We start from the raw sequence: 14487 nt of genomic DNA, 5'->3' as shown, positions 1-14487 counted from the left end.
AAAATATTTAATTTTAACTGATTGGGTCACCAATCGCGGTTTTTAGTTCCTGTTGCACCCACAGTGCGCTTTCCGGTTGCCCCGGTTACGGGGCACTTGCTTACTTTTTTTGAACTATCTTCGATCTTTCAAACTTTATCTGATGATATTACTAAAATTGAATTAATAAAAAATACACTTGTCTCAATTTAAACAAATCAGACTAAAATTCACGAACTCATTTAAATTTTATTATGCTCCTCTTTACACGCCCCACAGAAATTACTGATAATTTACCATGATTTTCAAGTATAAGTCATAAAATTATCAAATACAGCATAAACAAAAACTATTGAAATCAAATTAATTAAGATATGTCGTGATAGATTTTAAGCTTACAAAGGCATGCTAAGACAATAGGTTAAGGCGTTCTGCAAATAATCAGTCATTTGCCAAATAAATTTTAAGTATATACTTTAGCAAATAGATAAAAACAGAGTAAAACAAAATACTTGAATTCAATCAAAAAACCGATAAATAATACTTTAAAAACAAATCGATGAAAAAACTAGTTCTACTGACCCTTGCCATCATATTTTGTTTCTCCTCCTGTCGCCAGGAAGCTCATGAGAAATCTTACGACACGCTCCATTTTGAACTTTCCGGCGATCGGATGACCCCGGAAGCACTATGGTCGTTTGGCCGACTGGGCAATATTTCAGTCGCTCCGGATCAAAACACCATTACTTACACAATCACCTATCCTCATATTGAGGAGAATCGTTTTTATTCTGACATATACACCATACCGGTGAATGGTGGAGAACCCACAAGAATTACCAACACCTCAACAATCGAGTCGCAGGTAAACTGGCGGCCGGATGGAGAAAAAATCAATTATATAAGTAATGAATCCGGCTCATCGCAACTATGGGAAATCAATGCCGATGGTTCCGGCCGACAACAAGTTTCTGATGTGGATGGAGGCATCTCAGGCTATCTGTTTTCTCCAGATATGAGTCACATCGCATATATAAGAAGGGTAAAACTTGATGAATCAATTAATGACCGGCATCCTGATTTACCCCATGCCAATGCACGCGTTGATGATGATTTGATGTATCGCCATTGGGACACCTGGCATGACCAGCATTATCGACATATTTTTATTGCACCATACAAATCAGGGCAAATGGTTCGCAACGGTAAAGACATCATGCAAGGTGAACGTTTTGATTCTCCTATGAAGCCTTTTGGAGGAATGGAACAAATCGCCTGGACTCCATGTGGCACAAAACTGGCTTACACATGCAAAAAACTTGCTGGTCGTGACTACGCTTTTTCAACCAATTCGGACATTTACTTGTATGATTTAAATAACGAGACCACCACAAACCTGACTGAAGGAATGCCAGGATATGATAAAAATCCAAAATTCTCATCAGATGGCCGTTTAATGCTCTGGGAAAGCATGGAGAGGGATGGTTATGAATCTGATAAAAATCGTCTGATGGTGATGGATATGGAAACCGGGGAGGTTGCTGATTTCTCCATTGGTTTTGACCATAATGTGTCAGGACCGGTATGGGATGAAACAGGCGAATTTGTCTGGTTCGTTTCAAGCATTGGCGGTACTGAACAGATATACCTGATGGATTTAGCAGACGGAGGAATCCATCAAATAACCGAAGGCCAGCACAACTTCAGAGGGGTTCAGCAAGTTGGAGAACAACTGATTGCCAGTCGGGAAAGTATGAGCAGCCCGGCCGATCTCTTCAAAATTGATTTAAGGGATGGAACCACCAGCAATTTAACCAACATCAACACCCACATCATGGATCAAGTGACCATGGGAACCGTTGAAGAAAGATGGGTAACAACAACCGATAATAAAGAGATGTTGGTTTGGGTGATATATCCTCCGAATTTTGATCCTGAGAAAAAATATCCTGCCATATTGTATTGTCAGGGAGGGCCACAGGGAGCACTGAGTCAGTTTTGGAGTTATCGTTGGAACTTCCAGATGATGGCAGCCAATGATTACATTGTTGTTGCGCCCAACCGACGAGGAATGCCGGGTCATGGAACAGAGTGGAACGAACAGATCAGCGGCGACTGGGGAGGTCAGAATCTTCTTGACTACCTGAGCGCAATTGATGCGTTGGCCGAAGAGCCTTATGTTGACGAAAACCGTTTAGGTGCAGTTGGTGCAAGCTACGGTGGTTACTCGGTGTTTTGGCTGGCAGGAAACCACGATGGCCGATTTAGTGCATTCATTTCGCATTGTGGTGTATTTAACCTGGATATGATGTACACCAATACCGAAGAAATGTTCTTTGTAGATTGGGACTTAGACGGCCCCTACTGGGAACAGCCAGATAATAGATACGACTACTCCCCACACCTTTTTGTAGAAAACTGGGATACACCAATGCTGGTAATACACGGAGCAAAAGATTTCAGGGTTCCCTATTCACAAGGAATGGGAGCTTTCAATGCAGCCAGAGCACTTGATTTGCCAGCCCGTTTTCTCTTTTTCCCTGAAGAGAATCACTGGGTGTTGTCACCACAAAATGGTATTCTGTGGCAAAGAGAGTTTGCCGGCTGGTTAAATGAGTGGCTGAAGTAATACGGAGCACTGGAAAATGTAAACTAATTTTTGTAATTTGTGTTTAATAGTTTAAGATGGTTCTTTTTCTTTAGAACCAGGAAAAGAAACAATTAAAATAACATATTATGAAAATGAACAGATTTAATTGGTCAGGATTATTACTATTAACAGTCATCCTCTTTTCGGCATGCAGAGCTGAAACGGATACTGCCGTAATATCAGAAAGAGAGAGCTTGTATGGATTTGATGAAACAGTAGAAGTAATTAGACAAAATGCATTGGATGCAGGCTGGACAGTTCCTATTGTTCACAATATGCAGATGAACCTGCAAAACGCAGGAGTTGCCATTTTACCAGCCAAAATCATTGAATTATGCAATGCAGGTCATGCCGCAGAATTGCTACAAACAGACCGCACAAAATTCAATTTGGCTGTTTTGCCATGCAGGGTAGCTGTTTACCAAAAAGAAGATGGTAAGACCTATGTCTCATGGAAAGATTATGCACACTTCTCACAATTGGAACACACCATTAGTCAGCCTGCCTTTCGTTTAATCCAGGCTGACATGGAAGAGATTATTTCACCCGTAATTAATTGAACCATTTGCTGATATGAAGGTTCTGTCATTTTATACCAATGAATTTAGTTATACACCGGGAGAAAAGAATCATGAATCGGCATCTGATAGTGAGCCACCGGCTCACTACAGCAAATGCATCACGGCTTTTATTCAGGTTGAAGAGGAGGATGAAAAGCTGGATTTAAAAAGTCGGGAAAAGAAATTAACCAATCATCTGAAATGGGTGGCACGTAAAAATGCCACCCATAATATTGTACTTCATTCTTTTGCTCACCTGTCATCATCAAAGGCATCCATAGAGTTTTCGAAACAGTTATTTGATGCCGCTCAAAAGCGTCTTGAAAACGGAGGCTTTATAGTGGCTCAAACACCGTTTGGATACTTTTTGAATCTAAAAATGGATGCACCCGGATATTCCATGGCCAGAATCTGGGCTGAGCTGTGATGTTTTATTATTAAAATGAATAGATTTGCAGTTGAAATAACTTAGAAACGAAAATACACTTTGTGTAATTTAGTAAAACCAATTGGTTTTACTAACATGGGAAGTCAAAAGAAAGCCAATTAACAGGGTATGCTAAAATACGAGATTCACCCGGATTATCCGGAAACAGAAGAGATTATACCAATACTTCAGGAGACCTTTTCAAATTCAGGTACCACCATTTATAAAATACGGAATGAAGTAAAAATCATCGATTTTAATGGCAAAAAACTGTGCATAAAATCCTTTGGCAAACCCAATATCATCAACTATTTCGTCTACTCTTTTATTCGTGCATCCAAAGCAAAGAGAAGCTACAAAAACTCGCTTACTTTTCTAAAACATGGCATATCAACCCCCCAACCGTTAGGTTATGCTGAATATTACAATAAAAAAGGCTTTTTAGTCAACAGTTACTACATTTCCATATATGAAGAACACGACTTCACCATGGAAGAAGTCTTTCAAAAACAAACGGCAGACAAAGTATCAATCATTAAGCAATTCGCAGAGTTTGTTTATGAAAAAATCCATAAACAGGGATTTTTGCATCTAGATTTTGGTGGAAACAACATCCTTGTGAAAAACAATAACGGATTATATGAATTCTCAATCATCGATTTAAACAGGTTAAAATCCAATAAAAACATATCGGTAAAAGAAGGTTTATACAACCTGAAACGCTTAAATGGTGAGCCGGACGACATCGCTCTTCTCTCACGAAGTTATGCTGAAATCAAAGGAAGTGACCCCAACAAAGCGATCCTGCTCTCAGCCCGGTTCAGAGACAACTACCACCGAAACAGAGATTTCAGACGTTGGTTTTTCAAGCCCATAAAAAAGTTCTTCATGGTTAAGTAACAACCCATTACTAATTATTTATGCGTTGGATATATCTGGCAGTAATTCTGATTCTGGTTTTGGAGCCCACATGGGCACAACCTCCTGCTGACGTTGTAAAAAGCCACCCAGAACCGGGAGAAGGCATTTGGAGTTTTTTGCGGCGACACCATTTATCACCAGCCGAATATTTTGATGAATTCCTACAATTAAACGAAGGTAAGTTTACCGATGAAGGGGGACTCTTGGCTCATCACGCCTATTATGTACCAACCAAAACCACAAATTGGGTTGAGCCATTATTTGGGGAATCGCATCAAAACCTAACTCTGATTGATGAAACATTAAAAGGCGCTGTATTTTATCTGGTTAGTGGACATGGAGGTCCCGATCCGGGAGCAATTGGTCGATATGGTGAGCATCTCTTGTACGAAGATGAATATGCTTATGACATTACACTTCGTTTGGCTAAAAACCTGATGCAAAGTGGGGCAAAAGTTCATGTGATTGTTCAGGATCCTTATAACGGCATTCGAAACGAAGCCATTCTGAAGCCAGATCAAAATGAAACAGTAATGGGTAAACCCATACCACTGGATCAGATTGAGCGATTAAAACAACGTGCTACCGCCATTAATCAACTTTGGGAAAAAGAGACAGCCTCCTATCAGCGTATGATTGAAATACACCTTGATAGCCGGGGAAATAATCAGCAGTTGGATGTATTCTTTTATCATCATCCTCATAGCAAAACGGGAAAGGAAATGGCAGAGACTCTTCGCCGCACTTTTGAGAGTAACTACCGAAGGCATCAGCCCAACAGAGGATTTAGCGGAACTGTATCGCCCAGAAATCTCTATATGCTGAGATACACGCAACCTGTTGCCGTATTTGTAGAACTGGGAAATATACGTAACTTTCGCGATCAACAAAGATTTATCTTAGAAAGTAACCGTCAGGCTTTGGCAAATTGGCTGACTGCCGGAATAATTGAAGATTTTCAAAATTCAAAATAAACAGTTAAAATGAAACCAACACTATTGATTTTGGCTGCCGGAATGGGCAGCCGTTACGGAGGATTAAAACAAATGGACGAACTAGGTCCCTCTGGCGAATCCATCATAGATTATTCAGTGTTTGATGCAATCAGAGCTGGATTCGGGAAAGTCGTATTTGTAATTCGGGAAGACTTTGCAGATGCTTTTAAAGAGCGGTTTGAACCTCGCTTAAAAGGAAAAATCGAAACCGAGTATGTCTTTCAAAGTCTTGATAAAATACCTGCCGGTTTTTCCATACCTGAAGGCCGCGAAAAGCCTTGGGGAACAGGTCATGCCATGTTAATGGCCAAGGATGTGATAAATACTCCCTTTGCCATCATCAATGCCGATGATTTTTACGGCCAAAAAGCCTATCAACAGGCAGTAGATTTTATCGCCAGCAGCACTCGTGACAACGAATATGCAATGATTGGCTACGCTCTTAAAAACACCTTATCTGATTACGGAACGGTATCAAGAGGAATATGTGGTTCGGATGCAGAAAACAACCTGACAGAAGTAACCGAAAGGACGAAAATTGGAAAAGAGGGAGACAAAGTGTTTTTCTATGAGGAAGATCAGAAGGGAGAATTGAATCCTGAGGCACCGGTTTCAATGAATTTCTGGATATTTAAACCTGAGTTTTTTGGCCATCTTGAGGAAGGTTTCAAGCAGTTCCTCAAGGAAAAAGGCCATGAAATGAAATCAGAATTCTATTTTAATATTCAGGCTGACAACATGGTTAAAGCAGAAGTTGCTTCTGTTAAGATTATCAGCACCCCATCCAAATGGTTTGGTGTCACCTATCAGGAAGATAAGCCATTGGTTAAAAAATCATTGCAGGATCTTCACAGCAATGGCGATTATCCGAATAATTTATGGTCTTAACAAACAGACAATTTAGAAAACAGCAGATAATCTGATAGAATTTAAATTTCAACAACAAAGGTGTTATGTTTTTTCAAACAGAACACCTTTGTGACTATTTATCCATTTGAGATAAAAAAACTCCCCAAATCATTCTCCATTTTTCTGGTAATAATGACATAGATGCTTCAACCCACACTCATTACATTTCGGTTTTCGAGCCAAACATACATAGCGTCCATGAAGAATAAGCCAATGATGTGCGATGGCAAGCAGTTCTTCGGGAATATATTTTACAAGTTGTTTTTCGGTCTCCAATGGAGTTTTGGCATCGCGCGTCAGCCCTAAACGGGCAGACACCCTGAAAACATGCGTATCAACAGCCAGTGCAGGCTTGTCATACACAACAGATGCTATAACATTGGCTGTTTTACGACCCACGCCGGGAAGTTTTTGCAAATCATTTACATCTGATGGGACTATGCTTTTAAACTCACCTACGAGCTTTTGAGCCATTCCAACCAAACTCTTGCTTTTATTATTGGGATAGCTACACGATTTTATATATTCAAACACCTCTGAAATTTCTGCATTGGCTAGCACTTCTGCAGATGGAAAACGTTCGAAAAAAGGTGGCGTGATCTGATTCACTCTTTTATCGGTGCACTGCGCCGATAAAATAACTGCAACAAGTAATTCATATGGATTGGTGTAATGAAGTTCCGTTTCTGCAACGGGCATATTCTCTTTAAACCACTCAATAATCAACTTAAAACGCTCATTTAATCTCATCCAACTATAATTTTCAACAAATCGTAAGTATGAACTCAGGTTCAGATCAAATAAATAATAACAAACTCAACGCCATCACCAACATACCACCAAAGAGACCATACACCGGAAGGTGATGTTCTCCATATTCTCTTGCAGCGGGGAGCAATTCGTCAAAACTTATAAAAACCATGATACCGGCAACAGATGCAAATATGATCCCAAATAACATTGGTCCCATAAAAGGCATTAACAAAAGGAAACCGATCAAAGCTCCAACAGGCTCTGCCAGCCCCGACAAAAAACTATACTTAAAAGCTTTTCGACGACTTCCTGTCGCATAAAATATAGGCACCGAAATGGCAATCCCTTCAGGGATATTGTGAATGGCAATGGCAAATGCAATGGCTATCCCCAGATTAGGATCATGCAGAGCTGCAGTAAACGTGGCAAGTCCTTCAGGGAGGTTGTGTATGGCAATGGCTAAACCGGTCATAAGTCCCATGCGCATCAGTTTTTTTTCCTTCCTCTTTTGCTCACGTTGCTCTTCGGTCATGTTTTCAATCAGATTTACCTCATGGGGATTCTCCTTTTGCGGAATAAATTTATCAATTAATGCAATCAGCAGCATCCCACCAAAAAAAGAAGCAACTGTGATCCAAGTACCGGGTTTTTCACCCAGATGACCAATCAACTCCTCCTTAGCTTTGAAAAAAATCTCCACAAAGGAAACGTATATCATGACGCCAGCCGAGAAACCAAGAGCCACTGATAAAAACTTTGTGTTGGTACGCTTTGCAAAAAAGGCCATTGCACTTCCAATACCGGTGGCCAGACCTGCAAACAGAGTCAATGCAAATGCAAACAATATAGCTTGAGTATCCATTCTCAGATTAAAATTAAACTTTCAGGATACAAATATAAAAACATATCCCTCAACACCCTTATGATGCAAATTTTTATTGCGAAATCCAACATTTAACCCTTAATTAACGAACAATTAATTCCCTACCATGGTTAAAATGATTACTTTTGATCAAATAAAACCTTTAAAACAAACCAGCATGAACAAGTTTTCAGTTCTATTTTACCTTTTAATTGCAACATCATTGAATGTCTTTGCAGAAGAAGACAAGGCAACCTACATCAACGAGAACCGTTACGAAGTAAAAGAAATTAACCCGGTTCAATTTAGTGAAACACCCAAAAACATCATATTGTTTATTGGCGACGGCATGGGTATCTCCCACCTGACAGCAGCCTACACAGCCAACGGAGGGAATCTCTACATGCAATACCTTCGTCACATTGGCTTAATCACCACTCACAGTGCCAATAATTATGTTACCGACTCGGCAGCAGGAGGTTCAGCGATTGCCACCGGACAAAAAGTTACTGATGGAACCGTAGCTCTTGATCAGGACGGGATAGCCATCCCAACCATTCTGCAAATCAGTGATCAGCACGGGAAAGCAACGGGTTTGGTGGCAACTTCATCCATTACCCACGCTACCCCTGCATCTTTTATTGCACATCAACCCTCCAGAAACATGAAGGAAGAGATTGCAGAGGATTTTCTTAAAACCGACATTGATATCTTTATTGGTGGCGGGTTGCAACATTTTACTCAACGTGAAGATGGTCGCGATCTCACTATTGACCTGAAAGAAAAAGGTTATTCGGTTTTCACCTGCCTGGATGAAGCGACGGAATTGACAACCGGCCCGGCTGCAATTTTCACTGCTCCACGCCACAACAGCATCTATCATGAAAGAGGCGATATGCTCCCAAGAGCTACCAAAAAAGCCATTCAGGTGCTGAGTCAGAATGAAAACGGGTTCTTCATGATGATTGAAGGCTCTCAAATTGATTGGGGCGGCCATAATAATGATACCGGGTACATCGTTGGTGAAATGCTCGACATGGACAGAGCTGTTGGTGTTGCATTAGAATTTGCAGCTAAAAACGGAGAAACATTGGTAATTGTTACCTCCGACCATGAAACAGGTGGCATGGCTCTGCACGGCGGAAATTATGAAAAGGGATCTGTTACGGCAGGTTATACTAGCGGCAATCACACAGGCAGCATGGTGCCGGTAATGGCTTTTGGACCAGGTGCTGAAGAGTTTATTGGGATATATGACAATACAGATCTCTTTTATAAAATGATAAATCTTTTTGGTTTCTAGTATATACCTAATAGTTAAAGTAAACCGCAAAGGACACGAAGAAAGCGCAAAGGACACAAATATTTACAACAAAAATAAATAATCCTTTTGCCGCAATAATATAGCCGCATCCTCTATTATAAAAAGAATGCGGCTGTATTATTGAGAAAAGTCGTTATCGCAATTTGCAGGTTAAATAAATATCAATTCGCAATCTCATTTTCCGTACTAAAAGAAGGCGCCGGTAGCATATCACCATTAAATAGCGAAGCTTTGGCACCATTTCTATATCCATATCTTACATTAACAGGCTCTCTCACCTCTGAAGACTCTACTACCAAAGAATTATCATTAAGGATAACCGTAGCCCGATGAAAGACCCCATCTGCACCTGAAATCTCAAACTGACCACAATATTCCCTCGATAGAACCAAGCCGTTTTCAGCATGGTCAAACTCGATCTCCACCCTATTATTGATAATGGAAACTTTAGCAGGTTCGGGCCCAGTAAACGGTAGATTTACGCCATAATCATTAGCCAAAGCCCAAAGAGCTAAACGCTCTCCAACATCCTTTTTATTACCTGGATGGATAGATTCCAAATCGCCAATATCCAACGTTGAAATCATACCGGTATGAGGAATAAATTGCATACGTCTCTGAGCTTCGCGCAAGTTGGCTGAAGCGATGCCCTCAACATCATTGTAATGCCATGGAGCCAACTGCACATAATAGAAGGAAAGCTCATCATTTTTGTAATGGTTCCTCCAATCAGTTATCAACATGGATTTTAAACGCATATACTGATTCGCACGTCCTACGTTGGTTTCTCCCTGATACCAAATAACTCCTTTTAAACCATAGGGAACCAACGGTGCAACCATAGCATTATATAAAACAGTTGGTGTATGGGAGTTTAAAACCATGGTTCTTTGCGGACGACTTGCCAACACATCTTTCGCAGGATCAAAAAGATACAAACTGAGTCCCTGAATTTCCCCGACCAGTTTATAATTCCACTCCCCTGCCAGACTAATGGCCAGATCAACCTCTCCTTCAGGGAAGAGTTTCAACTGCTCCTCTTTTCCGTAGATTCCGCCGCCGCCCTGTGTATCAATAACTCGCACAGCAATGAGAAGATCCCGATCAGTGACATATTCAGATGGAACATTATAAATACGTTCAACCTGATACAGACCATCTTCTTCCATTCCTCCTACCCTGTTTCCATTAACCCAGGTAACATCCCTATCGTCAATTGGCCCCAGGCTTAGTACCAGATTTTTTCCTATCCACGATTCAGGAATCTCAATCTTCTTTCTAAACCAGATGACCCCGTCAAAATCTCCGATCTCGGTATCTTCAATCAAAGCTGGCAAATTTATGGCAGGCCAATCATTCACGTCGGTTTCAGGAGAGGATCCATATTCGTCAAATAAATCAATTCCCACAAGTGGATCCACATTACCGGTCATAGCAATACTTTTCATTGGGAACCTATCCAACCATCTGTTATACTTCTGTTCCTCCTCTTTAGCCTGCTGAAGCATTTCCACACGTTCAGTAAAATCTCTGTCAACACCCAATGTCGATCCGCTTATCCACGATTCAGCCGGAGTTCCTCCCCAGCTGCTGTGTATAATTCCTACCGGCACACCTGTTTCGGCATGCACTTTTCGTGCAAAAAAGTAAGCCGTGGCACTGAACCCTCCAGCCGTTTCAGGTGAGGAGACCAGCCACTCACCTTCAACATCATTTAATATTGTTGAGCTTACATTTCTTGCCACCGTAAACATTCTGACTCCTGGATAATCAGATGTGGCAATTGCCTCATCAGATCCATAGATTGGCTCCAGTGGTGGCCAGCCTCGCAAAGGCATCTCCATATTTGATTGTCCGGAGGCCAACCAAACCTCTCCCAACAACACATTTTCAATACGTATTTTCGTTTCTCCGGCCTCAACATCAATAAAATAAGGACCTCCCGCTTCAATTGTAGCCAGTTCAAGCATCCATTTACCATCCTCTCCAGCTTTGGCCTTTGAAACAGCTCCCCATTGAGAGCTAACAGTAATTTCAGTTCCACTTTTTGCGTATCCCCAAATGGTAGCATCAATATTTTGCTGCAGTACCATATTGTTAGAAAAAACAGACGGAAGTTTCAGTTCTGAATCGGTTTTGCAAGAATACATAACAAACAATGACAAAAGTAGGACAAAAGTCTGACGAAGTAATCTGAAATGATTCATTCGATTTTTTAATGATATTTTTCTCATGAGGTGTAGTTAAATAATAATGCAGGTTAAATACAAAAAATATGATTATCAATCATGAAATGCGATCACAATTTATCAAGACCCATATTTAACCACATTCGTGGTTAAATATTCGCAACATCACAAAGAAGCCAAATCTATCTCAATTCATATGTTTCATCAACCAGATAAAGCCATTCGTAAACTTTCAATAAGAATTAGTTGTTTTGTAGAAACAATATTTTGTAAATTTAAGCATCAATTCTAATAAAACAACCTAATTCCTTTATGATACGAAAAATTATAGTCATCATCCTGCTTCTTTCAGCGGGCTATATTCAATTAGACGGACAAAGCCGCACCATACGCCAGGCACGCAACCATATTGATGCGGAACGATATCTCGACGCCATTGAATTGCTTCAGCCTCTTTTCAGAGCCGAAAGTGTACCAGACGAAGTATACCTGGTCGCAGGCATTGCCTATTTGAATATCCCTGGAGGAGCCGAAACCGCCATGGAATTACTTACCGTTGCTAAACAGAATACTCCATTCGAGCGCAGGCCTTCTCAGCAAGCCATTGAGTCAAGATTTTATCTCGGCCAGGCTTATCACTTGCTGTATCGGTTTGATGATGCTATAAAGATTTATGATTATCTGCTGGAAAACGTCCGTTCCTCACAAAGCGAAATCATTGATGCCATAAATAGGGAGCGTAATTATAGCATAAACGCCATCGAGTTGATCAAAAATCCTGTAAATTTTGACATAACCTCACTTGGCCGAGCCATCAACACCCCTTTTGATGAGCATAGTCCGGTGGTTTCTCTGGACGAATCATCAATTTTCTTTACCTCAAATCGCCCTCAGCAAGATATGGAAGATCAGGATGGCAGATACTTTGAAGGGATTTACGTCTCCCATTGGAGAAATGGAGCCTGGACATCTGCTGAAAGGCTTGAATTACCCGGCCTCTATTTTGGAAACAGAGCTACGGCAAGCGTAAGCGCCGACGGACAAACACTGATCTTTTTCCAAAACGACGGAATGATTGGAAATCTCTACCAAACCAGGTTTCGTTTTGGAGAGTGGGGTGAACCCGAGCCATTCCCGTTACCGATTAACAGCCAGTTTAACGAGACCCACGCCAGTTTATCTCCCGATGGAAACACCATCTTCTTTGTCAGCGACAGACCAGGAGGCTTTGGTGGAAAAGACATATACATTTCGCACCGCCTGCCAGATGGAACCTGGGGAGAACCAATTAATGCAGGGCCAAACGTTAATACCCCCTACGATGAAGAAAGCCCCCATATTCATGCTGATGGGCAAACCCTCTACTTCGCATCAGAAGGACATAATTCCATGGGGGGATTTGATATTTTCCGAAGCACATTGAATGAGAAAGGTGAATGGGGCAAAGCTGAAAACCTTGGGTATCCAATCAACACACCGGACGACGATCTGTTTTACATCCCAACTCCGGACGGACAAAGAGTATATTACTCTTCACGTCAACCCGAAGGAATGGGTGCTACAGATATTTACCTGATATCCTTCCCGGCTGATGATGACAGGTCTCTGGCTGTCCTTGCAAGCCACATATACACCCCGGGAAACAAACCGGCAATAGATTGCATTGTCAGAATTTATGATGTGGAAACAAATATGATACAAGGCGTATACAGGCCAAATTCGCTATCGGGGAAATTTGTTGCAGTGCTGCCGGCGGGCAGAAGATACAGGCTTGAAATGGAACTTGAAGGCTTTAAAACCCACACGGACGAAATAAACATCCCGTTACGGGATGTTTATGGAACGCGGAACCGCGCGTTCTATATTCAACCGGTCACATTGCAAAAATCACCTGAAGCATCAGTAAAGAATGATTAAAAACGATGTGTTAATCTTACGTGCTGTTGAACCCCAAGACATTGATATTCTCTATCAGTGGGAAAACAACATGGAAATATGGCAGGCAGGAAACACGCTTGTCCCGTTTAGTAAATATCAATTAAAAAAATACATTGAATCCAGTTCTTTGGATCTGTACCAGACCAAGCAGCTCAGATTAATGATAGATTTGGCTGCGCAAAACAGATCAACCATTGGAATGATTGATCTCTTCGATTTCGACCCCTATCATAACCGTGCCGGAGTTGGGATTATGATTCATCAATCATACAGAGGGAAAGGTTATGCCTCAAGCAGCCTGAATCTATTTATTGATTACTGCTTCAACCATTTGGGAATACACCAGCTGTACTGCAATATTGCTGTAACCAACCAAGCAAGCATTGAACTTTTTACCAAAAACGGATTTCAAAAAATTGGCATCAGAAAAGAGTGGTTAAAAACCCTGAAAGGCTGGGAAGATGAGGCTCTTTTTCAGTTGATAAAGGGAGGGAATTAATCAACCATTTTCAACCTCATCAATTGTCGGTAAAGCATTCATCACTTCAGCTTTCCCGGTTTCACGGTTAATCTTGATGCAGTAATGATTTAACCCATTGGTGATAACCAGAAAAGAAACGCCAAGCCGGATGTTATAACGTGCCGCTTGTGCCAATGTATCGTTGGTTAAAGGAACTGTAGGTGATTTGCATTCAACAATCATCACAGGAGCTCGTTTCTTGTTGTAAACAACAACGTCTGCACGCTGCTTTAATTCATTTACCACCACCAATTTTTCCACAGCCATTAATGAGGCACTGTACTCCAGGCTTAAAAGGTAGTGAACAAAATGTTGACGGACCCATTCCTCTGGGGTCAAAGCCACATATTTTTTGCGGATGATATCGAAAATCCGTTGACGGTTACCTTCTAAAGTAATTTTGGCCTCAATGGGTGGAAGATTTAATTTTTGCATGTTTCAAATTTCCTCAAAATTACAA

At 41.1% G+C, this 14487-nt stretch carries 13 protein-coding genes; 9 read left to right on the top strand and 4 right to left on the bottom strand.

Annotation, left to right across the window (positions count from 1 at the left end; genetic code table 11):
• Positions 1-538 precede the first annotated feature (538 nt).
• From B5X70_RS09700 to B5X70_RS09675, 6 genes are all read left to right on the top strand, one after another.
• On the top strand, positions 539-2608 hold the full coding sequence (locus B5X70_RS09700) for a dipeptidyl-peptidase Dpp5 (protein WP_079557705.1): 2070 nt from the start codon (positions 539-541) through the stop codon (positions 2606-2608).
• Between the two features lie 107 nt (positions 2609-2715).
• Positions 2716-3189 carry a DUF302 domain-containing protein gene (locus tag B5X70_RS09695; RefSeq protein ID WP_079557704.1) on the top strand — a complete coding sequence of 158 codons (474 nt, stop codon included), beginning with the start codon at positions 2716-2718 and terminating at the stop codon, positions 3187-3189.
• 13 nt (positions 3190-3202) lie between these two features.
• The gene (locus B5X70_RS09690) at positions 3203-3616 is read left to right on the top strand and encodes a threonyl-tRNA synthetase editing domain-containing protein (RefSeq protein ID WP_079557703.1); all 414 of its coding nucleotides are present in this window, start codon (positions 3203-3205) and stop codon (positions 3614-3616) included.
• Positions 3617-3745: 129 nt separating this feature from the next.
• The gene (locus tag B5X70_RS09685; RefSeq protein WP_079557702.1) at positions 3746-4516 is read left to right on the top strand and encodes a lipopolysaccharide kinase InaA family protein; all 771 of its coding nucleotides are present in this window, start codon (positions 3746-3748) and stop codon (positions 4514-4516) included.
• Positions 4517-4536: 20 nt separating this feature from the next.
• Entirely contained in the window at positions 4537-5511 is a 975-nt protein-coding gene (locus B5X70_RS09680; RefSeq protein WP_079557701.1) for an N-acetylmuramoyl-L-alanine amidase family protein, read from the top strand.
• A 9-nt stretch (positions 5512-5520) separates the two neighbouring features.
• Positions 5521-6420 (top strand): nucleotidyltransferase family protein, encoded by a 900-nt coding sequence (locus tag B5X70_RS09675; protein ID WP_079557700.1) that lies wholly within the window; start codon positions 5521-5523, stop codon positions 6418-6420.
• A 129-nt stretch (positions 6421-6549) separates the two neighbouring features.
• On the opposite strand, the gene nth is transcribed toward B5X70_RS09675, so the two are convergent.
• Both nth and zupT read right to left on the bottom strand, forming a co-directional pair.
• On the bottom strand, positions 6550-7191 hold the full coding sequence (gene nth, locus B5X70_RS09670; protein ID WP_079557699.1) for an endonuclease III: 642 nt from the start codon (positions 7189-7191) through the stop codon (positions 6550-6552).
• Between the two features lie 46 nt (positions 7192-7237).
• Entirely contained in the window at positions 7238-8056 is an 819-nt protein-coding gene (zupT, locus tag B5X70_RS09665; protein WP_079557698.1) for a zinc transporter ZupT, read from the bottom strand.
• Positions 8057-8234: 178 nt separating this feature from the next.
• On the opposite strand from zupT, the gene B5X70_RS09660 reads away from it, so the two are divergent.
• Positions 8235-9359 carry an alkaline phosphatase gene (locus tag B5X70_RS09660; protein WP_079557719.1) on the top strand — a complete coding sequence of 375 codons (1125 nt, stop codon included), beginning with the start codon at positions 8235-8237 and terminating at the stop codon, positions 9357-9359.
• 182 nt (positions 9360-9541) lie between these two features.
• On the opposite strand, the gene B5X70_RS09655 is transcribed toward B5X70_RS09660, so the two are convergent.
• A complete protein-coding gene (locus B5X70_RS09655) occupies positions 9542-11614 on the bottom strand; it encodes a sialate O-acetylesterase (RefSeq protein WP_232468384.1) in 2073 nt (690 codons plus the stop codon).
• Between the two features lie 267 nt (positions 11615-11881).
• Here B5X70_RS09655 and B5X70_RS09650 point away from each other — a divergent pair, with 267 nt between their 5' ends.
• Entirely contained in the window at positions 11882-13486 is a 1605-nt protein-coding gene (locus tag B5X70_RS09650) for a PD40 domain-containing protein (protein ID WP_079557696.1), read from the top strand.
• A complete protein-coding gene (locus tag B5X70_RS09645) occupies positions 13479-14006 on the top strand; it encodes a GNAT family N-acetyltransferase (protein WP_079557695.1) in 528 nt (175 codons plus the stop codon). Before B5X70_RS09650 ends, B5X70_RS09645 begins: the two co-directional genes overlap by 8 nt.
• Here B5X70_RS09645 and B5X70_RS09640 read toward each other — a convergent pair whose 3' ends face one another.
• Positions 14007-14462, bottom strand: a complete 456-nt coding sequence (locus B5X70_RS09640) for a type I restriction enzyme HsdR N-terminal domain-containing protein (protein ID WP_079557694.1) — start codon at positions 14460-14462, stop codon at positions 14007-14009.
• Positions 14463-14487 lie beyond the last annotated feature (25 nt).

The sequence above is a fragment of the Alkalitalea saponilacus genome (genome assembly GCF_900168165.1).
In the GTDB taxonomy this organism is placed as follows: domain Bacteria; phylum Bacteroidota; class Bacteroidia; order Bacteroidales; family Marinilabiliaceae; genus Natronoflexus; species Natronoflexus saponilacus.
This window is presented reverse-complemented; position numbering and strand designations above follow the sequence as displayed.

Excerpts from the sequence above, each read along its gene's own strand:
- zupT (WP_079557698.1), bottom strand. The coding sequence starts at position 8,056 with ATGGATACTCAAGCTATATTGTTTGCATTTGCATTGACTCTGTTTGCA.
- B5X70_RS09700 (WP_079557705.1), top strand. The coding sequence starts at position 539 with ATGAAAAAACTAGTTCTACTGACCCTTGCCATCATATTTTGTTTCTCC.
- B5X70_RS09640 (WP_079557694.1), bottom strand. The coding sequence starts at position 14,462 with ATGCAAAAATTAAATCTTCCACCCATTGAGGCCAAAATTACTTTAGAA.
- B5X70_RS09650 (WP_079557696.1), top strand. The coding sequence starts at position 11,882 with ATGATACGAAAAATTATAGTCATCATCCTGCTTCTTTCAGCGGGCTAT.
- B5X70_RS09680 (WP_079557701.1), top strand. The coding sequence starts at position 4,537 with ATGCGTTGGATATATCTGGCAGTAATTCTGATTCTGGTTTTGGAGCCC.
- B5X70_RS09660 (WP_079557719.1), top strand. The coding sequence starts at position 8,235 with ATGAACAAGTTTTCAGTTCTATTTTACCTTTTAATTGCAACATCATTG.
- B5X70_RS09645 (WP_079557695.1), top strand. The coding sequence starts at position 13,479 with ATGATTAAAAACGATGTGTTAATCTTACGTGCTGTTGAACCCCAAGAC.
- B5X70_RS09685 (WP_079557702.1), top strand. The coding sequence starts at position 3,746 with ATGCTAAAATACGAGATTCACCCGGATTATCCGGAAACAGAAGAGATT.
- B5X70_RS09655 (WP_232468384.1), bottom strand. The coding sequence starts at position 11,614 with ATGAGAAAAATATCATTAAAAAATCGAATGAATCATTTCAGATTACTT.
- B5X70_RS09675 (WP_079557700.1), top strand. The coding sequence starts at position 5,521 with ATGAAACCAACACTATTGATTTTGGCTGCCGGAATGGGCAGCCGTTAC.
- B5X70_RS09690 (WP_079557703.1), top strand. The coding sequence starts at position 3,203 with ATGAAGGTTCTGTCATTTTATACCAATGAATTTAGTTATACACCGGGA.
- nth (WP_079557699.1), bottom strand. The coding sequence starts at position 7,191 with ATGAGATTAAATGAGCGTTTTAAGTTGATTATTGAGTGGTTTAAAGAG.
- B5X70_RS09695 (WP_079557704.1), top strand. The coding sequence starts at position 2,716 with ATGAAAATGAACAGATTTAATTGGTCAGGATTATTACTATTAACAGTC.